At 58.2% G+C, this 24,995-nt stretch carries 16 protein-coding genes; 12 read left to right on the top strand and 4 right to left on the bottom strand.

The window, feature by feature from the left end; translation table 11 throughout:
- The first annotated feature begins 57 nt into the window (after nucleotides 1–57).
- The 10 genes from IEV54_RS03220 to IEV54_RS03175 all read left to right on the top strand — a co-directional run bounded on the left by IEV54_RS03220 (nucleotide 58) and on the right by IEV54_RS03175 (nucleotide 14,831).
- A complete protein-coding gene (locus IEV54_RS03220; RefSeq protein WP_150277265.1) occupies nucleotides 58–1,308 on the top strand; it encodes an MFS transporter in 1,251 nt (416 codons plus the stop codon).
- Nucleotides 1,309–1,423: 115 nt separating this feature from the next.
- A complete protein-coding gene (locus tag IEV54_RS03215; protein ID WP_150277489.1) occupies nucleotides 1,424–2,077 on the top strand; it encodes an ABC transporter ATP-binding protein in 654 nt (217 codons plus the stop codon).
- A 1-nt stretch (nucleotide 2,078) separates the two neighbouring features.
- A complete protein-coding gene (locus IEV54_RS03210) occupies nucleotides 2,079–4,634 on the top strand; it encodes an ABC transporter permease (RefSeq protein ID WP_223825417.1) in 2,556 nt (851 codons plus the stop codon).
- 103 nt (nucleotides 4,635–4,737) lie between these two features.
- The gene (locus IEV54_RS03205) at nucleotides 4,738–6,075 is read left to right on the top strand and encodes a cyclic di-GMP phosphodiesterase (RefSeq protein WP_308420789.1); all 1,338 of its coding nucleotides are present in this window, start codon (nucleotides 4,738–4,740) and stop codon (nucleotides 6,073–6,075) included.
- Between the two features lie 195 nt (nucleotides 6,076–6,270).
- Entirely contained in the window at nucleotides 6,271–7,470 is a 1,200-nt protein-coding gene (locus IEV54_RS03200; RefSeq protein WP_150277267.1) for a TAXI family TRAP transporter solute-binding subunit, read from the top strand.
- A 14-nt stretch (nucleotides 7,471–7,484) separates the two neighbouring features.
- Nucleotides 7,485–9,407 carry a TRAP transporter permease gene (locus tag IEV54_RS03195; RefSeq protein ID WP_150277268.1) on the top strand — a complete coding sequence of 641 codons (1,923 nt, stop codon included), beginning with the start codon at nucleotides 7,485–7,487 and terminating at the stop codon, nucleotides 9,405–9,407.
- A gap of 129 nt (nucleotides 9,408–9,536) precedes the next feature.
- Nucleotides 9,537–9,857, top strand: a complete 321-nt coding sequence (locus IEV54_RS03190) for a DUF2388 domain-containing protein (protein ID WP_150277269.1) — start codon at nucleotides 9,537–9,539, stop codon at nucleotides 9,855–9,857.
- A gap of 84 nt (nucleotides 9,858–9,941) precedes the next feature.
- Nucleotides 9,942–11,891: a DUF7844 domain-containing protein gene (locus tag IEV54_RS03185; protein ID WP_150277491.1), complete on the top strand. Its 1,950-nt coding sequence runs from the start codon at nucleotides 9,942–9,944 to the stop codon at nucleotides 11,889–11,891.
- A 222-nt stretch (nucleotides 11,892–12,113) separates the two neighbouring features.
- Complete coding sequence (locus tag IEV54_RS03180; RefSeq protein WP_150277270.1) at nucleotides 12,114–14,159, top strand: TonB-dependent receptor; 2,046 nt, start codon at nucleotides 12,114–12,116, stop codon at nucleotides 14,157–14,159.
- 150 nt (nucleotides 14,160–14,309) lie between these two features.
- Entirely contained in the window at nucleotides 14,310–14,831 is a 522-nt protein-coding gene (locus IEV54_RS03175) for an ATP-dependent zinc protease family protein (protein ID WP_150277271.1), read from the top strand.
- Between the two features lie 72 nt (nucleotides 14,832–14,903).
- Here the strand turns inward: IEV54_RS03175 and IEV54_RS03170 are convergent, their stop codons facing one another.
- From IEV54_RS03170 to ypfJ, 4 genes are all read right to left on the bottom strand, one after another.
- Nucleotides 14,904–16,679: a sensor domain-containing phosphodiesterase gene (locus tag IEV54_RS03170; RefSeq protein ID WP_150277272.1), complete on the bottom strand. Its 1,776-nt coding sequence runs from the start codon at nucleotides 16,677–16,679 to the stop codon at nucleotides 14,904–14,906.
- Between the two features lie 214 nt (nucleotides 16,680–16,893).
- Complete coding sequence (locus tag IEV54_RS03165) at nucleotides 16,894–19,776, bottom strand: HD domain-containing phosphohydrolase (protein WP_150277273.1); 2,883 nt, start codon at nucleotides 19,774–19,776, stop codon at nucleotides 16,894–16,896.
- A gap of 100 nt (nucleotides 19,777–19,876) precedes the next feature.
- On the bottom strand, nucleotides 19,877–20,734 hold the full coding sequence (locus tag IEV54_RS03160) for a carboxylate/amino acid/amine transporter (protein ID WP_150277274.1): 858 nt from the start codon (nucleotides 20,732–20,734) through the stop codon (nucleotides 19,877–19,879).
- 139 nt (nucleotides 20,735–20,873) lie between these two features.
- Complete coding sequence (ypfJ, locus tag IEV54_RS03155) at nucleotides 20,874–21,782, bottom strand: KPN_02809 family neutral zinc metallopeptidase (RefSeq protein ID WP_150277275.1); 909 nt, start codon at nucleotides 21,780–21,782, stop codon at nucleotides 20,874–20,876.
- Nucleotides 21,783–22,023: 241 nt separating this feature from the next.
- Between ypfJ and IEV54_RS03150 the strand changes: the two genes are divergently transcribed.
- Together IEV54_RS03150 and IEV54_RS03145 are read left to right on the top strand one after the other, a co-directional pair.
- The gene (locus IEV54_RS03150; protein WP_150277276.1) at nucleotides 22,024–22,653 is read left to right on the top strand and encodes a glutathione S-transferase family protein; all 630 of its coding nucleotides are present in this window, start codon (nucleotides 22,024–22,026) and stop codon (nucleotides 22,651–22,653) included.
- A gap of 184 nt (nucleotides 22,654–22,837) precedes the next feature.
- Nucleotides 22,838–24,988, top strand: coding sequence for a sensor domain-containing phosphodiesterase (locus IEV54_RS03145; RefSeq protein ID WP_150277277.1), 2,151 nt, complete (start codon nucleotides 22,838–22,840; stop codon nucleotides 24,986–24,988).
- Nucleotides 24,989–24,995: the final 7 nt, after the last annotated feature.

Raw genomic sequence — 24,995 nt, 5'->3', positions numbered from 1 at the left:
TTTTGGATAACTGCTAACCTATGCGGCTGCCAAGTGTCCGATAACAAGCGAGTCACGATGTCCCAGAATAGCAACCGCCCGAACATGGTCATTACCGTGCTTTGCGGCACCCTTACGTCCCTGGTCGTTATCGGGTTTGCCCGCCTGGCCTACGGCATCATTCTGCCAGCCATGCGTGCAGACCTCGGATTGTCTTACCAGCAGGCGGGTATTCTCAGCACAGTGACTGCCCTGTGCTACGTTTGCTCCGTGCTGGCCGGGGGCCTTGCGGCTGCCCGCTGGGGCGCCAAAGCTTCCATCATGTTTGGCATGCTCACGGTGACCGCAGGTTTCGTGGGCCTCGCCATTGCTGCCAACTTCTGGCTGGTGATGCTTCTGATGGGCCTACTGGGCTTTGGTACTGCCTTCGCATTTGCACCTATGGTCGCCCTTCTGGCCACCTGGTTCCCGGAGAAACGCGGTCTGGTGATTGGCTGCATGACCAGCGGTGTAGGTATCAGCATCCTGGTGTCCGGCATGCTGGTGCCCTTTTTGTTCAAGGTATTCGGTGAGTATGGCTGGCGGGTCAGCTGGGGTGTTTTTGCCGCAACCGCACTCTTTGTAACCGTCATGATCGGCCTGTTCGTGCGCAACCCACCCAAAGCGAGATCCACGGCCGCCGGGCATCTGCCGACAGACGAAAAATGGCGGATCTACCGCAACCCCCGGATACTCATAGTAGCCGCCACCTACGGCATCATTGGCCTTGGCTACATCGTTCAGGCGGTATTTATAGTCAGTTTCATGGTCGAATCAGGCCATAGCGAAGCAATCGCTGGTCGCTATATGGCTATGACAGGGCTGATGTCCATCGCCGCCGGCCCCCTGTGGGGCTGGGTGTCTGACTTCTGGGGCCGGGGCAACGCACTGGCGACGTGCATCTTTCTGGTAATCGTGGCCATGGGGCTACCGCTCATCGAGCAGACCCAGCACTACTTCTTTTTTCATTTTCTGGTAATGGGTGCATCGGTCAACGGCTTGTTTACGCTGATTCAAACCAGCGCGACCGATCAGGTGGCACCGCGCTATATCCCCATCGCCTTCAGTTTTTCGACCTTATTCTTTGCCTTCGGCCAATTCCTCGGGCCCGCCATCGCCGGTTGGTTGATCGAAAACACCGGAGGCTTCACCGCCGCCTTCGGTTTTACCCTCGCTGTGTTGTCAGTGGGCTTTGGACTGACACTACTGATCCGCCGCTTTCCCAAGGAGTGGGCGGTCGGGGAGCCGGCAGCTGTTTCGTCCTCGGATAAACCTTACACAGCAGGCTGAATCTCGGCAGAGTGTTGCCAATGGTGTCCGCGGATCGTCGGTTTTGCAGTGGGCATGGCATAGTGTCTCCTGATCCGGACCGACCCAAGGAGCCCCTGTGTCCACCAGCGTGCAAATGAGCGGTATTCACCTGACCTACCCCACAGAATCGGGTTCCGTCGCGGTACTCAACGATGCCTCGCTCACAGTGCCGCCCGGTGAATCCCTGGCGATTACCGGCCCCTCGGGCAGCGGCAAGACCTCCCTTCTATTGCTGCTCTCCGGCCTCGAACGCCCGGACCAGGGCGAGATACTGGTCGGCAGCCAGAAACTGAGCGATATGGACTCCAACGCCCTGGCTGACTGGCGCAGTGCGCACCTGGGAATCATTTTTCAGTCTTTCCATTTGCTGCCCGGCCTCAGCGCCCTGGGCAACGTCAGCCTGCCACTGGAAATCGCCGGCCAGGCTAATGCCCGCGAACGCGCCCTGGCGATGCTGGAGGCAGTCGGGCTAAGCCACCGCTTGCAACACTACCCCAGCCAGATGTCCGGGGGTGAGCAGCAGCGCGTGGCGATTGCCCGGGCACTGGTTCATCAACCCAGCCTGCTGCTGGGCGATGAGCCCACCGGAAACCTGGATCAGCAAACCGGCGAAAAGGTACTGTCACTGCTGTTCGATTTGCACAAGCAAAGCAAATCAACGCTGGTGCTGGTCACCCACGACGAGCGCGTAGCCGAACGTTGCCAGCACCGGGTCAGAATGGATGCAGGGCGTTTGCATGCGCTCTGATATGTTCACTAGATTGTCCTGGATGTGTCGGTTTGCTGTGACAGATCTGCGCTCGCGCCTCTCTGTGCTCAAGGTTTTTCTGGCATGTCTGATTCTCGGCGTCACTCTGGTAGCTGCCACGGCGAGCCTTTATCGGGTGGTCGAACAGAGCCTGCTGGCGGATACCCGAGCGCTGCTGGGCGGCGACGTCGAGCTGGATGCAAGTCAGCCGCTGCCCGATGAGGTGCTGGAATGGATTCGCACCACCGGCACTGTTTCCCTGGTGCGCGAACTCGACACCATGGTCAGCGATCAGGCTGGCGACAACTTTCTCAGGGCCGCGATCCTTACGCCGGATGCTGCCTATCCGCTGTACGGCGAGCTGCGCCTCTCTCCAGACCAACCGCTGGCCGAACTCACCGCTCAAAAGAATGATCTTTGGGGTGCTGTTATCGATCCCGTGCTGGCCGAGCGCCTGGGTCAGAACGTGGGTGATGAAATCCAGATCGGCGCCGCCACCTTCCGCATCGGTGGGCTGATTCAGGCGCAGCCCGATCGCAGTCTGAATGCCAACTGGCGCGGTCTGCCAATCATGATTTCCGACGAGGCGTTGCAGGCAGCGCAACTCATAGGTCCCGGCGCACGCGTCGACTACGAATACCGGGTGAAGACCGACCGCGACCTGGATCTGTGGCTGGATGAATTCGAACAGGCTTTCCCCGAAACCCAGTGGGACACCACCACCTTCGCCGAGCGCAGTGAACGCCTGGCCGAGCGCCTGGACCAGATCGCCACCGCGCTGATTCTGATCGCCTTCACCACGCTGTTTATTGGTGGCCTGGGCGTTGCCAACAGCATCCATGCCTACCTGGATGAGAAGCTCGGCACCATCGCCACACTGCAAACCCTGGGTTTACGGCGCAGGCCGCTAGTAGGCATCTATCTGCTACAAATCGGCATACTTGGCAGCATTGCCGGTCTTGTCGGCGGCGCCTTGGGCGTTGGGTTATCTACGGTAGCTCTGAGTCTGGCCGACAATACCTTTGCCGCGACCGAATCTAGCGGAGCTGGCCAGTGGATCTCGGTCTGGATCCTGCCCCTGTTACTCAGCTGGCTTTTCGCCGTGCTGACCGCCTATGTATTCGCGCTGCCGGCATTGGCCAAGGCGCTTGCTGCCTCACCGGCTGGACTGTTTCGCGGCAAGGTACAGGCCGCCAGCCATGAACCGCGCAGTTGGCGCCTCGCCAGTTATGGCCTGCTGGCTGTATACATCGCCACCCTGCTGATCTGGCTGCCCTCCTCGCTGCTTGGCTTCCTGTTTCTGCTTGCGTTAGTCGTGCTCTGGGGGCTGCTGGAAACGCTGATCAAAGGCTTGCAGTATTCCGCCCGCGCGCTGGAAAACAGCGGTTTTGCCGATCGCAACTTCGCCCGTCGTTTGGCCCTGGCCAACTTGCATCGGCCCGACTCGCCACTGCGTGCGACCCTGCTCTCACTGGGTACCGCACTCACACTGGTCGTCGCCTGCACGCTGCTGGTCAGCACCTTGCTCCGCGCACTGGAGTCCACAATACCCGCCGAAGCGCCCGCATTGATTCTGTATGAAGTGCTGCCAGACCAGATCGAACCCCTGCAAACCGGTCTGCAAAGTCTGGACCCAGACGCCGAAACCGAACTCCTGCCACTGGTGCGTGGCCGACTGAACGCCATCAACCAGGAGCCCATTGCCGAAGTGCTGGCAGACAACTCCCAAGCCAGACGCGAAGCCATGGGCGATGAATACAAACTCAGCTACCTGTCAGGCAACCCGGAAGACCTGGAGCTGATTGCCGGCGAATGGTGGACCGCGCCTGCGCCAGAAGGCCGGCCCGCCTTCATGGCCATGGAAGATCGCGAAGCCAACCAACTCGGCCTGACCGTGGGCGACCAGGTGGAGTTTCAGGTCGAAGGTCAGACCGTCCCCGCCGAAATCAAGGCCCTCTACCGCCAGAAAGGTCTGCAAACGCGCTTCTGGTTTGAAGGCGTACTACAGGACGGCGCCCTGGATGAACTGATCGGCCGCTACGTAGGCGTGGTTTACCAAAGTGATCCCGGCGCCAAGGCGTCACAACAATGGCTGGCCAGAAACATACCCAACGTCATCACTCTGCGCACCGCCGACTGGCTGGAAACTGCCGGCGACCTGCTCGGCAAAGCCACCGCGGGCCTTGCCGCAGTGGCTCTGGTCAGTCTTACCGCAAGCCTGCTGGTGCTTTCCAGCGTCGTCAGCGTCAGCCGCAGGCGGCAGCTCTATGAAGCCAACCTGCTGCATATTCTCGGCGCCAGGCACCGGGCGATTCGTTTGGCGATGCTGTTGGAAACGGGGTTGCTGACGTTTATCGCCACGCTGTTTGCTACTGCCCTGGGCGCGCTGATCGCCCTGCCCCTGGCCGCCACATTGCTGAAGTTACCCGCCGGCGATCTCTGGTGGCTTGGTGCGTTGGTCGCAGCTGCAGTCAGCTCCCTAGCCATGCTCGGCGGCCTCATTCCCACTTTGCAGGCATTACGGCTCAACCAGGCCATGCTGCTGCGCGAAGGATAAACACAAGTGCGCAGTACCACTCCTGATGCCCCTGGATCGAAACCCTCAAATTATTTTGTAGTGGATTACTCGCATATTTGCATGCTCGCCTATTGGTAGAGAGATGGCCAAGGGCTATGATTATAAAGTCAAAGCCTGGTTACTCTTAGCCGGGACAAGCACGGAGGCTTTTACGTTAATCAGCCAGTATCGTGATATTGGTCAGCTGGTATCCTCCATGTTGAAGAAAATCCCCCTCAGCCAAGTATGCATGGGTATGTATGTGCATAAATTCTGCGGCTCCTGGCTAGAACACCCCTTCTGGACCAGCAAATTGTTGATTGAAGACTCAGCTACCCTGGCCAAAATCCGTCAATCTTCAGTTAACGAACTTATCATCGATCTGGCGCGTGGCTGTGATGTTGCGCCTCATCACCCAGCAGCGCCGATTGAATCAGTCGCACTCGGCAAAGATGCTGAGGTTGGTGCAGACAACAGCCAGGCAAAAACGCCAGTAATAACGAGCTCATTCAAAGATGAAGTGCGTCAAGCACGTGAAATCTTTCGTAGTGGCAAAGAAGCCGTGGTAAGCATGTTTGCCGATGCGCGAATGGGCCGGACGCTGGAAACAGCGGGGCTGAACGAGTTGCTCGATGAAATGAGCGCCTCGGTCTCGCGTAATTCCCATGCGTTGATTAGCGTTGCACGGATCAAAAGCAAGGATGAATACACCTATTTGCACTCTGTCGCTGTTGCTGCGTTGATGATTGGCATGGCGCGGCAACTTCAGTTGGATGAAGAAGCAACGCGTCAAGCGGGCTTGGCAGGGCTGCTGCATGATCTGGGTAAAGCGCTTACCCCAGAAGATATTCTCAACAAGCCAGGCAAGCTAACGGAGGATGAGTTTGCTGTGATGCGTGAGCATCCGGTCATGGGGTATCAGCTATTGCAATCCTGGACGGACGTGCCCGAAGCGGTGCTTGATGTGTGCCTGCATCACCATGAAAAGTTCGATGGTACCGGCTATCCTCAGCAACAAGCCGGAGCACAGATCAGCCTGCTCGCACGCATTGGGGCAATCTGTGATGTGTACGATGCCATCACCTCAAATCGACCATACAAAGCGGGCTGGGACCCAGCGATTTCGGTCAGCCGGATGGTTGCATGGAAGGGGCATTTTGATCCGGAGCTGCTGCGGATCTTCGTGCGTATGCTCGGCATTTATCCGGTAGGGTCATTGGTAAAGCTCACTTCAAAGCAACTGGCAGTGGTGATCGAGCAGAATCCGGAATCGCTGCTGAAACCGAAGGTAGAGGTATTCTACTCAATAACCTTGCGGCAAAAGATTGCTACCAGAACCCTGGATTTGTCAGATACACGCGTAAAAGAGCAAATTGTAAGCAGAGAAGATCCGGAACAATGGAACTTTCAGCAACTGGAAAAAATCTGGCTGCCTGAGTAACGCAACCCGAAGGTAAGTCTCCCAACTCTCACGCTTCGCCATTCATCACACAAATCGGGCATCTTCTCCAACCGGCATCTTTGCCCAGTTGTGTTGACAGCAAAGCCGCCTCGACCTTAGCTTGGCCTTGCGGGTGTCAGCGCCCAGCACAGCGACGTTATCACGATAAAAATAACAAGCCTGGAGCCAGCTCTCATGAGAATCACATCGCTGAAGCCCATGGTGGGTGCTTGCCTGTCTCTGGCGGGCGGGCTTGCGTTTGGCCTTGCCAGCCTGGCCCACGCGGAAGAATTCACTATGCCGCACCTGCTGGTCATCGGCACCCCCGGCACCTCCAGCGGCAGCTTTGCTTCCACCAATGGCTGGGGCCCTATCCTGCAGAAGGATCTGGGAACCAACGTCCGCGTTGTGCCGGAGGACAGCGAAGTCCAGCGGCACCGCCGGCTGACTGAACGTCGCGACCTGGCGCTGAGTTCGGTCTCCACCGCCGAGCTGCGTTTCCAGATCCAGGGCATTGGCCACTACGCCACCATGACCCCGGTACCCCAGCGCGTCATCTGGCACCACAACGACACCCCCTGGTCGTTCGTGGTCTCCGGCGACTCGGACCTACACACGATGGACGACCTGAAAAAAGGCGGCGTTCGGGTTGCACGGGGGCAGTTCTCCCCTCCCATGATTGCCGCCGTGACCGATGCCCTGCCTGCCTATTTAGGCATGACAAGCGCCGAAGGCGCTGAAAACCTCCGATTTGTGCCGGCCAGCAGCTATGTCGAGAACTGCCGCGCCGTTGTGGAAGGCAAGGCCGATGTGGCCTACTGCGCCACCATCAGTTCGGTGATGGCCGAGATGGAAGGCGCGCCCGGCGGCATCCGCTGGCTGTCCATGGATCTAGATAGTAGTCAGGCATGGGAAGGATTCCTCGAGCATCGCCCCATGGTCGTGCCCGGCACCATCAGCATGGGTGTGTCGTCAGCCAAAGGCGTTGACGGTCTTGTCTCGAACTTTCTCTACGCCGCCCCGGCGGATGCCGACGAAGCCTTCGCCTACACCATGGCCAAGTGGTTCCACCAATCCTACGACACCTACAAAGGCTCTCATCCCCTGTCCACCCGCATGAGCCTGGAGGTGTTCCGCGAGTATCTGAATCGCTCGCCGCTGCCTGTCCACGAAGGCACCGTGCGTTACCTGAAAGAGGTCAACGTCTGGACCGAGGAAGACGACAAACTGAACCAGGAGGCTATCAAAAAAATGGATAGCTGGATGGTCGCCCGGCGGGCAGCCCTGGCCGAAGCCAAGGAAAGCGGTATCGAGCCAAACATGAACAACGACAGGTTCATGGCCATTGTGGATAAGCATACGCAAGGCCTGGAAGGCTTCCGCACACGTCTTTAACAACAAGGGGCTCCATGAAAACTGAAACCGTCGTTGCTGAAGTCGTTGAACCAGGCGCCGAGGTCACTCGGCTGGGTGAGCCGTTCTCCTGGCAGAGCATCGCCTTTGTCGTGCTGAGCGTCTGCGGGCTGATAGCGGGGATAGCCTATATCTTCGGCTTCACCTGGAACGGCCGGCGCCTGCTGGAAGGCGAGTACTACTGGATCTTTATCGGCTTCTTCGCCGCCGCTGCCTTTCTGGCGCTCCCGGCCAAAGCCGGCCAGTCGAAGGTGCCCTGGTACGACATAGTGGCCGCCGTCCTCGTGCTGGGCGTGAGCTTTTACTTCGCCAACAACGCCTGGGACATGATCCAGGCCGGCTGGAGCAATCTGTACCTGGGCATCGTCATCTGGCTGTTGATGATGGAGCTGGCCCGACGCAGCGGGGGTACGCCTTTTCTGCTGGTCGTGGTGCTGATCGGGCTGTATCCGCTAGTCGCGGACCTGTTCCCCGGGCTTATCATGGGGGTGCCCTATCAGTTTGATCACATGATCGAGTCCTACGTCTTCCGCGCCGAAGGCATGATGGGCATCACCACCAAAATCGTCGCCGAAATCATCCTGGGCTTCCTGGTGTTCGCCGGCATATTGCTGGCTACCGGCGCGGGTGCCTTCTTCATAGACCTGGCCAACGCCGGTTTTGGACGTTATCGCGGCGGCCCGGCCAAGGTCGCGGTGGTCGCCAGTGCCTTTATGGGCAGCCTGTCCGGCTCGATCTTCTCCAACATCGCCGGCACCGGCTCCATCACCATCCCGACCATGAAAAAAGCCGGCTATCCGGCCCACTACGCCGGCGCCATCGAAGCCTGCGCCTCGACCGGGGGCGTGGTAATGCCGCCGGTGATGGGCGCAATCGCGTTTGTCATGGCAATTACCATCGGCGTGGACTACGCCACCATCATGATCGCCGCCATCCTGCCCTCGCTCCTGTTCTACTTCGGCTTGCTGCTGCAGGTAGACGGTTATGCCGCGCGCACCGGTATCAAGGGCATGCTGGAAGAGGATCTGCCCTCCACACGCAAGGTACTGATGCGCGGTTGGCCATTCCTGTTCGTCATGGCATTCCTCATGTGGGGCCTGCTGTACATGCGCTGGGAGTACTACACGCCCTGGTACGCCTGCATCCTGATGATCGGGCTGTCGTTCCTGCGCAAGGAGACTCGCCTGACGCCCGCCCGGCTGTATGACGCCATCCGCCAGATCGGCGTACTCATCACCCAAACCGCCGCCATCATCCTGCCGATCGCCTTTGTGGTCGGCGCCCTGACCATTACCGGCGTTACCGGCTCGGTCACCTCCGGCCTGGTGGGCTTGGGCGGTGACAACCTGTTCCTGGTGATCCTGTTTGGCATTGCTGCCTGCTTCATCATGGGCATGGCGGGTCTGGCCATCGTCGCCTACATCTTCCTGGCGGTCACACTGGCCCCGGCGATCATTGAGGTGGGCGGGCTGAACACCATCGCCGTGCATTTCTTTATCGTCTATTACGCCATGCTCTCGGTGATTACGCCGCCAGTGGGTGCTGCTGCATTCCTGGCAGGCACCATAGCCGGGGCCAAGCCGATGAAGACCTCCTTCACCGCCATGCGCCTGGGCATCGTGATCTACTTCGTGCCGCTGTTTTTCCTGTTCCAGCCTGCCCTGCTGCTGCAGGGCGACCTGACCCCGCTGTTCTACGTCCTGCCCTCGATCATTGCCGGCATCATGCTGATCTCTGGCGGGCTGGAGGGTTACCTGCTCGGGGCGGGCCTGGTCAAACACTGGCAACGCCTGCCACTGATTGCCGCAGGCTTTGCCTTCAGCTTTCCGGGGCCGATGACGACCCTGGTCGGCGGTCTGGCATCGGCCGTGCTGGTCGCGATGGTGTGGCAACAGAACCGGGGAGTGAAACAAACATGAGCACACTGAAAAGCGGTAAATAAATCTGTCCCCTTTTTCTGTCGGATAAACGCTAGAATCAACGAAAGCGGACCTGTAATGGCTCGTTACTTCAGGTTTATTAGGCCTGGTCTCTCTCTAGGAGTTTTCATGAAGATTCGCTCTGTAATCCTTGCTGCTGGTCTGGTTGGTTTTTCTGCAATGGCTTCCGCTTCCAGCTTTATTGGTACCACCAATGCGGTGGGCAACGTTCTAGTCAACATGGCTGAAGCCTTGGGTGACAGCACTGCCTCTACCTTTGGCTCGAACAAGGTCGTGTTGGATGCCCGGGATGACGCTGCCAGCTTCGTCGGCAGTGACGGTCAAGTGCGCGGCGTTAACCTGGAGGCGGCGCTGGGTCATATTCGCCACCAGATGCCAGAGCTACAAGCCACTGATATGCAACTGGCAGAAGCTATTCTGGCTCTGTGATAGCAGTCCTGAACGCCCAGTCTTTTCAGGGCGTCATTCCCATTGCGCCTTGACATACGCCCCGCTCTCGAGCGGGGCGTAGCCGTGATCGCCATTGTTCTGGGTCTAACATCGCTACTGTGGGTTCTTCCTGCTCATTCAGCCTTGACTGTGAAACTGGAACAGGCCGAGCTGAGCAATGAGCAGCGACAGGCCAGCCAGAAGCTGCTTGAAGCGGCGCTCAAGGCCCTGCCTCCCCGGTTGGTTTCACAACTCGACCATGAAATCCTTTTACGTTGGTCTCCCAAACTGGCGCATAGCGTCATGGGGCGGGCCCGCTATGATGGTCAAATACTCCTCAATCAGCGTTGGCTCGATGCGCTGGTGCAGGGGGACGATCAAACCCTGCCCGCCGGACGCCAGCACGCCACACTGCAACGGGAGCTGCAAGCAACACTGATCCACGAGCTTGCGCATTTTTACGACCGAGGCCAGTTCTGGCCTGCTGACGAGCGTGGGTTGTTACGCTCATGTGCCCGGCAGCACAAGAGTCTTGGCCCGGTTGGCTTGCCTGTTGAATGCCGGGGCCAGTCGCAGCGACGCTTTACCCTGAGTGACAATCCCCGATTGCTTGAGCTCGCCGGTTGGCCCGCGCGTATCGGTGGCCGTGGCGAGGTAGAACGGCACAATGACCAATACCTGCGCACGCCGGATGCCTATGAACTGAGCAATCCACGCGAGTTTGTTGCAGTCAATCTTGAGTACTTCCTGCTTGACCCCGAATACCGGTGCCGCCGGCCGGGATTACATGACTATTTTTCGGAGCACTTTGGCTGGGCGCCCAGCGTTGCGGCCGACTGTGCTCCGGGTTTGCCCTATGTCAATGGTGGGCTGGATGTCGACAAACAGGTCCTGGGGCAACTCGACGAGGGGCGTATCTATCAGGTGCATTACTTGCTCGCCGAGCCTGAGGGAGCACTGGTTAGCCGCTGGGGTCACAGCATGCTTCGGGTTGTCATGTGTGCGCCTGGCCGGCCGTTGGGGCCTGAGTGTCTGATGGATCTTGAACATCATCTGGTATTGTCGTTCCGCGCCTTCGTCGATGACCTTCAGATATCCAGTTGGGATGGGCTGACCGGCGTCTATCCATCTCGTTTGTTCATGCTGCCACTGAGTCAGGTGGTCGACGAATACACCAAGGTTGAGTTCAGATCCCTGCAGTCGCTGCCACTGAAACTGACCACTGAGCAACAGATCAGCCTGGTGCGGCGCGCAGCCGAGATGCACTGGAACTACGACGGCACCTACTACTTCGTCAGCAACAACTGCGCGGTTGAAACCCTGAAGCTGTTACGTAGCGGTACCGATCGCCTGGATATTCGCGGTATGGAGACGGTCACGCCAACCGGACTGAGGGCGCTGCTCAGGCATGCTGACCTGCTCGACGAGTCGGTCTTGCAGGATCATTCCGAAGCCTTGCGCCAGGGCTACTATTTCGACTCCTACCGTGAACGCTATCAGTTGATGTTCGATATAGCGCGCGAGCGCTTGAATTTACCCCAGCAGAACGTAGAGGCGTGGCTCGCATTGGCGCCAGAAGAACGAAGTGACTGGTTCGAACGAGCCGACTATCGCGTTGCGGCGGCCCTACTGCTCCTTGAGCAAGCTGCATTCAGACGCCAGATTATATTGATTCAGCATGAGCTCAAGGACCGCTATGTATCCGGGCGGCGCATGGATGATGTCGCCCTGAACGAAACTGGTGAACTCATGAGCCAGCTATTGCGCGAAAGCGGCTTTCTCAGCCGTCCCGCAGAATTGTTGAAGACCGGGTATGGGTTGCCGCAGAAGCAGGAAAGACAGCAGCTGAAGCAGCTCACTGATGAGCGTCAGCAAAAATTGCACGGACTGGCCGTGTTGGTGGATGAACGGGCGCTTGAGATGATCAGCACTGAGCACCGCAGGGCGGTGGAGGCAAACCAGCGCAATATTACCGAACTGGGTGCGCGGTTGCGTCATTTGCACCGCGAGTCCGGGAGGCTCGTGCTGCCGTGAGCCGAGCCTGAAGCCTTGCCCCCAAAGCGGCAGACACAGAATACCAACATTAATGCCCCTGCTTCCCCAAACCCAATAGATCGCCATCATCCTTCCTGAAATCCGCTTACCCACTTTGCGTTATACTATAACATTATGTATTCTCCCCGCCGGGCCTCACCGAGGCCCGCCCAACCCTTCTATCGCCTAGGAAGGCAGTTGTCCCACTTCTGGAGAATGACAGTGAATCGCAAACTCAACCCCCTCGCCGCAGCCATTGGCTTCGTGTTGCTACCCGCACTCGCCACGGCGGAAACAATCGAACTCGAACCTGGTGTTGTCAGCGCCAGCGCTCTGGCACGGCAGAGTCATGAAATGGTGGTACCAGCAGAGGTCCTGGACGGTACACAGTTGGTCCTGAGCCGCGAAGCCACCCTGGGGGAAACACTCGAACATTTACCCGGTCTGCGCTCGAACAGCTTTGGAGCCGGTGCCGGACGCCCGGTAATTCGAGGTCTGGACGGTGCCCGGGTGAAAGTTCTCAGCGACGGCGTAGGTGTGCTCGACGCGTCCACTATCAGCCCCGACCACGCCGTCACCAGCGAGCCGATGCTGGCCGAGCGGATCGAGGTCCTCAAGGGTCCGGCTGCCCTGCTCTATGGCGGCGGTGCGATCGGCGGGGTAATCAACGTAATCGACCGAAAGGTACCAACCTACGTTCCAGAGAATGGCTATGAAGCGGACCTGGAACTGAGAGGTAACAGCGTAGCCAATGAGCGTTCCGGCGCATTCGGCATTACCGTTGGCGCAGACCAGTTCGCATTCAGGGCAGAAGGCAACAAACGCAGGACCGATGATTATGAAATTCCCGATTCGCCGGGAGAGCAGCACGGCTCCTACAACGACACCGATTCGTTCACCCTGGGGGCCAGCTTCATCGGTGAGCGCGGCTTTATCGGGCTGGCCTACGGTGAGCAGACCCGTGAGTACGGACTGCCCTTCCACGAACATGCCGATTGCCATACCCATGGCCCACGCGACTGGCATTGCGCCGGTCATGATGCGCATGACGACCACGAAGAAGACGAAGATCATGACGATCATGCCCATGAGCATGAACACGAAGCGGCCCCCTATGTTGATATGACGCAGAAACGCTGGGATCTGCGGGCACAGGCAAGCGATCCACTGCCTGGCTTTGAAACCCTGCGCGTCAGAATCGGGCACAGCCAGTACGAACACGACGAGATAGAAGATGGCGAGGTGGGCACTCGGTTCGAGAACAACGCCACCGATGCACGCTTCGAGCTGACCCACCAACCCGTATCAGGCTGGCGCGGCGTGGTCGGCGCCCAAACTCTGCATCGCGACTTTGAGACCACTGGCGAAGAAGCCTACGTACCACCCACGGTGACCCGCAACCACGGCATCTTTCTACTTGAGGAATACGCCACGGCTAACTGGCGATACGAATTGGGGTTGCGCCAGGAGTGGCAGACCATCGACGCCAAGGGTGCAGCCGATAGTCGCCACAGCGGCACATCAGCCTCGGCCGGCGCCATCTGGTCCTTCGTGCCTGACTACTCTCTGGGGCTCACCCTGTCCCGATCCCAGCGCCTGCCCACCGCTGAAGAGCTGTACGCCAACGGGCCACATGCGGCAACCAGTACAGTGGAGCTGGGCAATCCTGATCTAGATGAAGAAACCTCCTACAACGCAGAGCTGACGCTGCGCAAACTGGCAGGCCCTACCACCTTCACCTTTAGTCTGTTCCGCAATGCGATAGACGACTTTATCTACGCAGCTGACACAGGCCGGGACGTGGGCGGAGAACTGCGCGAAATCGAGTACCGCCAGCGCGATGCAGTATTCACCGGCATCGAGGGCCAGGTGCGATTCCAGGCGACTGGCCGCACAGCGCTAACCCTGTTCGGAGATCACGTACGGGGCGAGCTCAAGAGCGGCGGTGAAGACCTGCCGCGCATCCCTGCGGACCGCTTGGGGGTTCGCCTCAACCAGAGCTTCAGTCCCGCGATAGACGGCCAGCTGCAGCTCTACCGTGTGCGTCAGCAGGATCGCGTCGCGTCATTTGAAAGCGAGACCGAAGCCTACAACATGCTGAGTGCGGGGTTGAGCTATACCGGGTTTTTCAACCAGACCCAGTATCTGTTGTATGTAAAAGCCAACAACCTGCTGGACGAGAAAGCACGGGAACATACTTCCTTCATCAAGGATGAAGTCTTGCTTCCCGGCCGCAACCTGACCGTCGGAGCGCGCCTGGCATTCTGATAAACCCATGCAAGGGCGCCCCTTGGGCGCCCTTCACCGGAGCGCTCACACCCGCCAGGTGCCCTCCCCTCACGCCTGCCGCATCGCACCCGGAACCAAATCCGAGAAGCTTCGGTCACAGTTACCGTATTGTTTTCAAAGAGGTTATACATGCGATTCAAAATGCTGGTGTTATGTTCTGCGTTGATGACGGTTTGGGGTAGTGCTACAGCCAACCAGCCGAATGTGTACGGAGTCAGTGAAAAGGCAAGCTTGCCTGACCTGAATCTGGAAGTACCCGCCAAGCTGGACACCGGCGCCGTAACCGCCTCGCTCAGCGCGCAGAATATCAAGCTGTTCAAGCGCGACGGAGAAGACTGGGTTCGCTTCCAATTGGCTGTTGAAGGCGAGCAGCAAGGCAAGGAACTGGAACTACCCGTTGTACGTATCAGCAAGATCAAACGGCGCGCAGCAGATGTACCCGAAGGTGAAAGCAAAGACTACACCTCCCGCCCGGTAATCGAGATGGCCGTGTGTCTCGGCGGGAAGGAACAGGATGTTGAAATCAATCTGACGGACCGCACCTCTTTCTCATATCCGTTTCTGATCGGCTCTACCGCGCTACAGCAGTTTGACGCGATGGTCGATCCAAGCCTGGAATACTCCGCCGGCAGCCCCTCCTGCACCACATGAGGCCTAGTGCTTCATGATTCAAAACCTGGTTGGGGATAATTCGGGTGGGAGGTAACTATTGCCTTTGCGCGATCAGGAAGGCCGCACTGCAAGCCAGTCGCGCAACATGCCAGGCAGCATCGGCCGGGCGATATGGTACCCCTGACCTTCATGGCAACCCCAGCTCTGCAATAACTCAAGTGTCGCGGCGTCTTCGATACCTTCGGCTACCACCCGGTAGCCGAGGCGTGACGCCAGCTCGATGACTGCCTGCACCAGCGGTATGTTCTTTTCATTGGTGTGCAGATTGTGCATGAAAGTCTGATCAATTTTGACCGTGGTCGCGGGGAGGTCCCGCAGGTAGGTCCAGTTGCTATAGCCGCTGCCAAAATCGTCGATCGCGATCTTGATGCCCAACTCGCTGATCCTGTCGAGCTGCTCACGCACAGCCTGGGGTTTGTTTATCAGTGCCGTTTCAGTAAATTCCAGTTCCAGGCTGGATGGGTTGAGGCCCTTCTGATCAATCAGCGCAGCAAGCTCGTCGGTGAAAGCACTGCTCTCCAGGTCAGTAGCCGAAATGTTGATTCCAACCTTGAGGCTGATCCCTTGCGATTGCCAGACGGCAGCTTGAGCTACGGCCGCGTGCATGACTTTCAAGCTGATGGGGCCGATCAGAGCTGTTTTTTCTGCCAGCGGAATGAATTCCGCCGGACCAATAGGGCCGAAGACGGGGTGCGTCCAACGCAACAGCGCTTCGACTGACTCACAGCGCCCTGAATTCAGGTCAATGCGCGGCTGGTACACCAGATAAAGCTGATCATCAGACTGCAGCGCCGCGGTCATGGCCGAGAGCAACATGAATGCCCTTTGCTGTGCATCATCCAGGCGCTTGTCATACCACTGCCAGCCTATCTGACGATCCCTTGCATCGTCAGCAGAACTTATGACCAGCCTCAGCCAGTCCTGATCTGCGGCCTGGTCGCGGTCGATAGGCAGGACACCAATCCCTGCCTGCATCTGTATCGGAATGCCCTTGCTGATTACCGGCTTGGCCAGGTCATCCAGAATGGACTGATACAGGGAGGGCCCAGCCTGGGCCTGCACTTCATCCAGAAGAAAGGCGAAACGCGTGGGGCTTATCTTGTACAGGGTGCATCCTTGAGGTAGCTGGGCCTGCAGTCGTTCTTTGATGGTCAGTATCAGCTCATCGGAGAAACGGTAACCGAGCGCCTTGACAATGTCGTTGAGAAACAGCGGCGGTATGACGTCAACCGCCGCCACAGTGCAGCCTTCGCCACCGAATACTGTCGAGCGGATCCTCTGCTCCAGCATTACCCGATTGAACAACCCGGTCTGCTGATCCACGATAGCGGCATCGCGCAGGGTCAATATGCGCTGCATGACCAGTCCGGCCAGGTGCTTGAGCATTGCCAGCTCGCGATCGTCGAGCGCCGGGCGCGGCTTGGTGTCGATGATGCACACGCTACCCAGACCTAACCCATCAGTGGTGGTCAGCGGCACACCAGCATAGAAACGTACGTTTGGCTCACCAGTCACGATGGGGTTGTTGGCAAACCGCGAATCAGACAGAGCATCAGAAATCTGGAAAGGCTCGTCGGCAAGAATCGTGTACGCGCAGAACGAATCCAGGCGCGGCATCTCGCGTACGTCGAGCCCGACACTCGCACGAAAGAACTGGCGCTTCTCTTCAACCGTGGAAATCAGTGCGATCGGCACCTGAAAGGCAGCTGCGGCCAACTCGACAACCCGCTCGAACACCGGATCCAGGGAGCTCTCCAGAAGGGATAGCTCACTGATCCTTAAAAGCCGTTGCGGCTCGTTGCCTGGAACGGGAGGTCTTTGAGTCATAAGACACTCTAATTAAAAGCCGAAGAAGCATCGACGATTTGACAGGCGTTCGAGCACGGCCCGACAGTTTTTATAATAATTAACTACTGAATAAAACAGTGGCAAATGGCCCTGAAGCAACACCCACTGTGTTTCTTGATGTGTTGTAACCTCGACCCACTAGCGGTGTCTGATTGTTATTTCTGGGCTATCAGTTTTCCGGCGCGGCCAGAGCCTAATCACGCGTCAGCGCCGCCAGCCGGGCCAGCAGGCGTGCCTCATCCACGGCATCGCATTGCTCCGCCTGTAGAAACTGCTCTGCGTACTGGCGGTAGATACCCGCGTCAATGAACAAGTGCAACAGGTCGGCATCCACATGTTGCTGTTCGGCCATGCTGACCAGAATATCCAGTGACACCGACAGAGGCTTGGGTTCCTTGTAGGGGCGATCGGCGGCGGTGAGCGCTTCGAAAATATCGGCAATGGCCATGATCCGCTCGGGCACTCCCAGATCTTCAGCCGTGAGCCGACAGGGATAGCCCCTACCGTCCAGCGTTTCGTGGTGCGTCGCAGCCATGTTCGGCACCCGCTCCAGGTGGCGCGGGAACGGCAAGGCTTCCAGCATGATCAAGGTCTGCACGATGTGGTCATTGATCTTGAAGCGCTCCTCCGGCGTCAGCGTGCCGCGGCTGATGCGCAGGTTATACAACTCGCCCAGATGCATGGCGTGTTCGGGCAACGTCATATCGAAGTTCCAGCGGTTGGCCGGATTGTCGCGCTCGACCGGTGGTTTCCTGTCGCCCCAGGGATAAATATGCTCTGGGCGGTCAGCCAACAGGTATTCGTTGGCAGGCAATTCCTGCGTGGGGAAGTTCTCCATACGCGCCTGCTCCGCTCGCGACAACCCCAGGCGATTATCAAAGTGGCGCGCCCAGCGCCGCTGCGCAATCTGCTCGAGTTCGGCCACCCGTTCATCCGACATCGATTCACCGCCCATATTGGCCTGGGCGACGAGGGCAAACTCTGCCTGCAGGCGTTGCTGTTCGGCGCGACAGGCCTGACGCAACTGCTCGGCGTCTCGCCCCTTCAACTCGGCCCGCAGGCACTCCAACTCGGCATCACGCCAGAGCACTTCGAAGCGGGTACGAATTTCATGGATGCGGTTATAGATGGTTTCCAGCTTGGTCGCCTTGTCGACAACGTATTCCGGGCTGGTGATCTTGCCGCAATCATGCAGCCAGGACGCCAGATGAAACGCGTAGCGCTGATCCACGTCCATGGCGAAATCCGCCAGTACGCCCGACTGGGCCGCTTCCGCCTGCTGCAGCAGCATAGCCGCCAATTGTGGTACGCGCTCGCAGTGCCCGCCCGTGTAGGGTGACTTGGCATCAATCGCATCGGCCAGCAAACGAATGATCGCATCCAGCAGCCGCTGCTGGCCGGCAAACAGCAGGCGCGTTTCAATCGCCACCGACAGCGTGCCGGACAGGTCCCGCACAAAGCGTTGCAGACGCTGATGGAAGTCGCTTTCCAGCTGAATCGACAGCTCCACCACGAGAAAGCCGAGCAGCGCCCGGTAGCGGTCATGCAAGGTCACCACCAGATAGTTGTGGTTGGCATCCAGGCGCTGCAGCATCTGCTCCTCGGGCTCATTGCGGAATGCATCATCCAGGTCAAAGGTGTCGGGGTAATGGGGACCCTGAAAGCGACTAATGCAATCAAGCTGTGTGCCCGCTTCATTGCACAGATACACGGCACCGCTACGCCCTTCCGCCGTCGCCACCAGATGCTCCATAACATCGTCGAGCATTCGCTCCAGGTGCGGCTCATGACTCAACGCCAGGGTAATCTGCTGAAAATGGTCAATCGCCGAACCCATGCGCCCCATCAGAATACTCAGGTGGTTGACCTCCCTGATCCGTGAGCGCACACGCGGGGGCTGGGTAAAGTCGAAATCACTGAAGGCCTGCACCTGGTCTGCCAGTTCGCTCAAGGGTTCACCCAAACGTTGCCCGAACGCCCAGCCAATGGGCAGGATGACCAGCATGAGGGCCAGCGCCCAGATCGCCTGATCCACCAGGATGGCTCGCGCACCGGCCAGCAACTCCCAGCCAGGAATGGCTATCAGGATATGTACGCCCGTGTCGGCGAAGGAGGCCAACGGAAAACCGATGCCATACCAGATATCGCTATTCAGGTTGAAGGTAACGGGCTCATTCTGCTCTTCACCCAAGGTGACCCGACCCGCCAGCTGAAACAACGCTCCGTTGCTCAGTTCCGACAAGCTGGCAAGCCGAAAATTGCCGTTCTGCTGCTTGAGAATCTGCTCCAGATCCGGATAGGCCAGCACGCGCCCATCGGCGTCTACCACGGCGACCTCGCTACGCGCCGTCATGCGCATATCAGCCAGCTCACTGGCCAGATCACCGAGGGCGGCGTCCAGGCCGATCACCGCGTTACCCGTCTTGCTCGGCAAGGCCATGGTCAGGCCAACTTCACCGGTGGTAAAAAACACGTAGGGTTCGGTCAACACCAGCTCAGCGCTAGCAGTGGCGCGCTGATACCAGACCCTGGTACGGGGATCAAACTGGTAGTCCGGCACCGCCTGCCGCGAGAGCAGTTTCAGGTCGGCATCATGGAATTGCCAGTAACCGCTAATCTGTTGATCCGGCCCATAGTGCATGCTCTGCACCAGGTAGGCGGCCTGCTCGGGGGCAGGGTATTCCAACGTGGCCTGGCGGCCTTTCAGCGGACGCACCAGCAGAAATTCACCGTTGGCATAGCCGACAAAGACGGCGCTCAGGGTGGCATTGGCACTCAGTACCTCGACCAGCAGCGGCAACCGTGCCAGGCGCTGCTCAATGTCAGGTGCGCCCCCCAGTGGATCATGTGCCAGGGCGCGCAGGGTGCTTTCCGCCGGGCTGATCAGACGGCCCGCCCGTTCATCCATGATGACCGCCAGCTGCCGCGCCGAATCCTCGGCCGCTGCCAACATGGCTGCACTGGTTCCACGATAACCCTGAACCACAGTCACCAGCATGACGGCCAGCAAGCTGAGAACGATCCCGCTCGCCAGTATCCATTGCAGCGGCAAGCCGCTATTGCGCCCCTTTTTCATTCCTTGAACCACCCGATCGCGATATGGCTCTTACACAATAGGCCAGTTTGGGGCGACCGGTGGTAGCAGATACAATTCTGGAGCGAGATCGCTGGCCCGCTCAGGCAGGCTGGTGAGCGCCCAGCCTACTGATCCACAACGCAAAAACGATCAGGCTGCCGCCGATAAAGAGCGGCAACAAAGCGGTGTCCGTGCGCCAAACCAGCAGATTGAGCAGCAGGCCGACGGGTACGGCAAGATTGTTCATCACCGCAAGCGTGCCCGCAGGGACCAGCGTCGCGCCCTTGTTCCAGCAAAATTGACCCACCGCGGTGGCGAGCAACCCCATCCACAACAACACGCCCCACTGCGTGGAAGTGCTGGGTAACTGCTCGGTATTGCCAAACAGCAGCCACGCCGGCAATACCACCAGCAACGCGCCCACGAAGAAGTAGCCGAAGCGTCGGTACAACGGCACCTCGGATGGAAAGTGCTGCGCCAGATGCTTGTAGCCGATCTGCCCGCTGGCAAAGGTGAAGTTAGCCAGTTGCATCAACAGAAAGCCGCCAAGAAAGTCCGCGGAGATGCCGTCATATCGAATGATGCCCGCTCCGATCACCGCGACGGCCGCAGCCAGCAAGGCCCAGGGGTTGAATCGTCGCTGCATTGCATCGTCGATGAGCGTGACATGCAGCGGGGTAAGCACGGTGAACAGCAGAATCTCTGCCACGCTGAGCAGGTTGAAACTCAGATACAGGCAGATATAAGTCACGCCAAACTGCAACGCGCCCACCAAGGTCACCCCACCGATGAAGCGGGGATCGACGCCGCGCCAGCGGGTCAACGGCAGAAACACCAGGCCAGCCAGCACAACGCGGGTCAGCACCGAAAAGTAAGGATCGACCTGGCCCGCCAGATGGGCACCGATCAGGTTGAAGGACACGGCCCAGAGCACCGTGACGAAGAGCAGATAGGTCATGTCGCCTCCATTTCAGGAGCGCAACCTTACCGGCTTGCCAGCAAATCGGCTACACCAATCCGCCAGGGTGAATCAGGCTTACCGCAGCGCGTACCCACCCAGCAAAACGGCAGCCACAAGCCTGGTTACCGGTCCAAACTCAAAGCCTGGCGCTGAAGGAATCGCACTGGCTGATATCGCCACTGTCGAACCCGCGCTTGAACCAGGTCATACGTTGCTGCGAGCTGCCATGGGTAAAGCTGTCCGGCACCACCTCACCACCAGATCGGCGCTGCAGGCGGTCGTCGCCAATCGCAGAGGCAGCGGCGAGCGCCTCGGCCAGATCACCCTCATCCAGCAATTGCTGGTTATTCGCATTGTGGCCCCACACACCAGCGAAGCAATCGGCCTGCAACTCCTGGCGCACCGACAGGGCATTGACCTCCGCCTTGCTCTTGCCCGCCCCCGCAGTTCGCACTTTCTGGCTGATACCCATCAGATTCTGCACGTGATGCCCCACCTCATGGGCAACCACATAGGCCTGGGCAAAATCCCCAGGCGCGCCCAGTTGCAAATTGAGATCACGAAAAAAGGCCAAGTCGAGATACACCTGATTATCCGCCGGGCAATAGAACGGGCCGACAGCCGAACTTGCCGTACCGCACGCTGAATTGACCCGGTCGGAAAACAGCACCAATCGCGGTTCCTGATAGCGTTGGCCAGAAGCGGCAAAGATCGCGTTCCAGGTATCTTCCGTATCCGCCAGCACCACAGAGACAAACTCGGCCAACTCCTGCTCTTGTGTACTGAACTGCCGGGTGGACTGATGAGTAGACTGCGACGCGACCTGCGGACCGCCATCGACCACCTGCAGCAAATCAATACCCAGCATCCGGGCACCAAAGAACAGCACCACACCCAGCACCAGCACGACGCGACCGATCTTGCTGCGCAGCATCATCGGCAGAAACCGCAGCAACAACAGCCCGGCCCCGCCCCCGGCACCCCGCACCGACTGCCCCCGACGATCATCCACATTGCGGCTCTGCCGTCTGCCACGCCAATCCATTGAACCATCCTCATTCAAGCCATCGACCCGCCAGACAACAGCGAGCACTTTTACCAGAGAACGATCATCGCATGAGACTGTTCAAAGGTATCCGCATTTCGCCTGAGTAATACCCCCTTATAAGCAGGCTGCAAACGTAGCTTCCAGCGTATTCAAGGCCCGTCCGTCTGGCATAGGATGGAGCTCAAATTCTGGCTGATCGACCCAAGCCGACTCCAGCCTAAATAAGGGAGCGCCGAACATGATCACGTTGCACCACCTCAACCAGTCCCGGTCCAAACGTATTATCTGGATGCTGGAGGAACTCGGTGTGGAATATCAGTTGGTGAGTTACCAACGGGACAAGGTCACTCGCCGCGCACCCGAAGCGCTAAAAGCCATCAATCCCCTGGGCAGATCGCCCGTGATCGAGGATGGCGACCTGGTGATATGTGAATCTGGCGCCATCATCGACTACCTGGTCAGCCGCTACGGCGCAGACATTTTCGCCCCGCCAGCGAACACACCCGCACACGCCCGCTACGTGCAATGGCTGCACTTCGCCGAAGGCACCGCCGCCTTCCCCTTGATCGCCCTGTATCTGTTAAGCGCAGACAACAGCCAGAAGTGCTTTCTGGGCGGATTTTGCAAGGAACAAATGACCGACGTACTGACGCTGGCCAACACCGAACTGACCGACAAAACCTATCTGATGGGCGATCAGTTTACCGGTGCGGATGTGCTGAATTCGTTTGTATTCGAAAAGATCGGCGAGACGCGGGGGCTTGGTGAATATCCGAATCTTGAGGTGTATATGCAGCGGATTATGGCGCGGCCGGCGGCGCAGAAGGCCGAGGCGTTGGAGCGGGAGTATGATGCGGAGGTGAGCTGACCGGGGCAAAAGGCAGGGCCCTCGACTTGGCTTGGGCTTGCCTTGTGAACAGCAGGCCGTTTGGCTCGGTAGCCGCCTAAAAAGTTCTAATATCACCGATAGTAATATCAAATAGCCATACATCAAGCAGCTCTCTATAATAGCGCTTATCCCTTCCCCTCTTTTTCCATTCCTGGATCATTCTATGATGGCAGTTACTAAGGCAGCCCTCAGCAAGCTTCTCGCCATCATAGTACTGACTTTTGTCACTATTTGGCTGTCGCGCTTCACCTCAATTTCCGGCGAACTCTCACTCATCTGGCCAGTTACCGGGATGTCGGTTGCGGTCGCTCTGGTGTGGGGTCGACTGGCGACTGTAGCTGTTGGTATGGGCATGCTTCTCTGGGCCGCTTATCAGTGGCTCTCGCCATCTATTTGGCCACTTTTATTCGCGGAAGCCACCGTACCCGGATTACTGGCCTATTATTGGCCGAGCCGCTGGACCCTGAGCAGCAACCGCGCCTTGAGTAGCCTGGCTAATTTTTTTCTCCGGGGCCTACTACCTGGCGCCGCCAGTGCGGCCTTGTTCGGTACCTTGGCGATTGCTGCCAGCGATAGATATCCTGATTTTCACGTACTCGATATCGCCGCTTTTTATTGGGTTACAAGTGCAATTGGGGTCCTACTAATTGCCCCTTTGTTGATGAGTGTTTGCCTACAGGGTCTGCACCTAGAACAGAATGATCGGCGTTTTCTTTTGCAATGGTTCGGCTGCCTTTTACCCGTGCTTTTGCTTTCTGTCTTTGCAAGCCCGGAATACCGCTGGATTGCCCACTACCTATTTGTGCCCATGATGGTCTGGGCCAGCCTGATCGCCTCACCGTTACTGCTAAATCTGTTGTTGCTTGGCGTGAGTGTGCTGGTGATCTCGGTTGTGCGAACGGATTTCAATTCTGAAGTTGCCGACAATGCAGCCATGGCTGAGGTCATTGTGCAGTTGGTGATTATGGTGCTGACCATGCAGGTGCTTTCGGCAGTCTCACGCGAACGTCAGAATATGCTGCGGGTGTTAAAGCGCCAGGCCCATTATGATCAGCTCAGTGGTCTGTATAACGAAATGGGGTTGGCAAGCTGGCTGGACCAGCAAAGCAGCGGCAATGGCACGCTGGTTATTTTGCGTCTCGAGCAGATCAACAATCTGGCTGATCTGCTGGGTCTTGAAGCCTGCGAACGCATCGAGAAAACAGTAGCTGAAGAGTTTTCGAACTGGGTACCTGGTCACTACGCGCGACTTTGGCGTGGTCTTTACGCTGCAGCCCTGGACATGCCCATCCAGCAGGCTGAAAGCACTCTGCTCCGTTTTTACCAGCAGCTTGATGGCCGTGCGGTCTGCAATGACCACTCAAACCTGCTGATGCGCCCGAGCATGGTTCTGACGTCACGTAGCAGTGCAGGCAGCGTCGAGCTACGGCTCGCGGTGGATGGTCTGGCCACGGCAGCGAATATGACCGGTAATCGCTTCAGTCGATTAAGTCATCCTGAATATGCCGCAGGCAACCGACTTGAAAATAAGGCATTGCAGGAAGCCATCAAGGTCGGGCTGCGTGACCGCGAATTCGTCCTCTATGCGCAACCTATAGTGCCGTTGCAAGGCCACTCCCGGGAGCCGCATTGCGAAATACTCTTACGCTGGCAAAACAGTGCCGGTGAGCTGGTATCTCCTGGTGATTTTCTTCCAGCTGCCGAGCAGGCAGGCTTGATGGGCTCGATTGACTGCTACGTAATCGATAATCTGCTACTTATGTTGCAGCGAGAACCGATGCTAGCGCTCCAATTCAGCAAATTTGGCATCAACCTTTCCGGTTCATCACTGACCGACCCGCAGCTCCCCGAATGGATCTGTCAGCGCGTAAAGGCCGCGCAGATTGACCCCACGCTACTGTGTTTTGAAATTACTGAATCCCAAGTCATTAGCAACCGCCCCCAGGCGGTGCGCTTACTCGATACCTTGCGTGAACTGGGTGCCAGCGTAGCTCTGGACGATTTTGGTACCGGGTTGGCTACCTTTGAATACCTGAAGCAGTTCCGTTTCGACTATCTAAAAATTGATGGCAGCTTCATCAAAGAACTGTCCTCATCAGCAGTCGACCAGTCCATTGTCCGTTCCATGGTCAGTGTCGCCGCGACCCTTGAATTGAAAACCATTGCCGAATTCGTTGAGGACCAGGCCACCCAGGATTTGCTGGAAAACTTCAAAGTCGACTTTGCTCAGGGCTATCATCTGGGCCGCCCGGCGCCCCTTAGTTCCTGGCTCAAGCTGACGCAAGTCAATCATAAACAATCAGCTGGTGGTTAATCCGAGC

Origin of the sequence: Halopseudomonas salina (genome assembly GCF_014637955.1) — a bacterium.
Classification (GTDB): Bacteria; Pseudomonadota; Gammaproteobacteria; order Pseudomonadales; family Pseudomonadaceae; genus Halopseudomonas; species Halopseudomonas salina.
Note: the sequence above shows the minus strand (reverse complement) of the source record. Positions and strands in the feature narration are given on the sequence as shown.

What these genes read in the sequence shown, in the direction of transcription:
- IEV54_RS03220 (WP_150277265.1), top strand. Translation starts at nt 58, where the DNA reads ATGTCCCAGAATAGCAACCGCCCGAACATGGTCATTACCGTGCTTTGC.
- IEV54_RS03215 (WP_150277489.1), top strand. Translation starts at nt 1,424, where the DNA reads ATGAGCGGTATTCACCTGACCTACCCCACAGAATCGGGTTCCGTCGCG.
- IEV54_RS03210 (WP_223825417.1), top strand. Translation starts at nt 2,079, where the DNA reads ATGTTCACTAGATTGTCCTGGATGTGTCGGTTTGCTGTGACAGATCTG.
- IEV54_RS03205 (WP_308420789.1), top strand. Translation starts at nt 4,738, where the DNA reads ATGGCCAAGGGCTATGATTATAAAGTCAAAGCCTGGTTACTCTTAGCC.
- IEV54_RS03200 (WP_150277267.1), top strand. Translation starts at nt 6,271, where the DNA reads ATGAGAATCACATCGCTGAAGCCCATGGTGGGTGCTTGCCTGTCTCTG.
- IEV54_RS03195 (WP_150277268.1), top strand. Translation starts at nt 7,485, where the DNA reads ATGAAAACTGAAACCGTCGTTGCTGAAGTCGTTGAACCAGGCGCCGAG.
- IEV54_RS03190 (WP_150277269.1), top strand. Translation starts at nt 9,537, where the DNA reads ATGAAGATTCGCTCTGTAATCCTTGCTGCTGGTCTGGTTGGTTTTTCT.
- IEV54_RS03175 (WP_150277271.1), top strand. Translation starts at nt 14,310, where the DNA reads ATGCGATTCAAAATGCTGGTGTTATGTTCTGCGTTGATGACGGTTTGG.
- IEV54_RS03170 (WP_150277272.1), bottom strand. Translation starts at nt 16,679, where the DNA reads ATGACTCAAAGACCTCCCGTTCCAGGCAACGAGCCGCAACGGCTTTTA.
- IEV54_RS03165 (WP_150277273.1), bottom strand. Translation starts at nt 19,776, where the DNA reads ATGAAAAAGGGGCGCAATAGCGGCTTGCCGCTGCAATGGATACTGGCG.
- IEV54_RS03160 (WP_150277274.1), bottom strand. Translation starts at nt 20,734, where the DNA reads ATGACCTATCTGCTCTTCGTCACGGTGCTCTGGGCCGTGTCCTTCAAC.
- ypfJ (WP_150277275.1), bottom strand. Translation starts at nt 21,782, where the DNA reads ATGGATTGGCGTGGCAGACGGCAGAGCCGCAATGTGGATGATCGTCGG.
- IEV54_RS03150 (WP_150277276.1), top strand. Translation starts at nt 22,024, where the DNA reads ATGATCACGTTGCACCACCTCAACCAGTCCCGGTCCAAACGTATTATC.
- IEV54_RS03145 (WP_150277277.1), top strand. Translation starts at nt 22,838, where the DNA reads ATGATGGCAGTTACTAAGGCAGCCCTCAGCAAGCTTCTCGCCATCATA.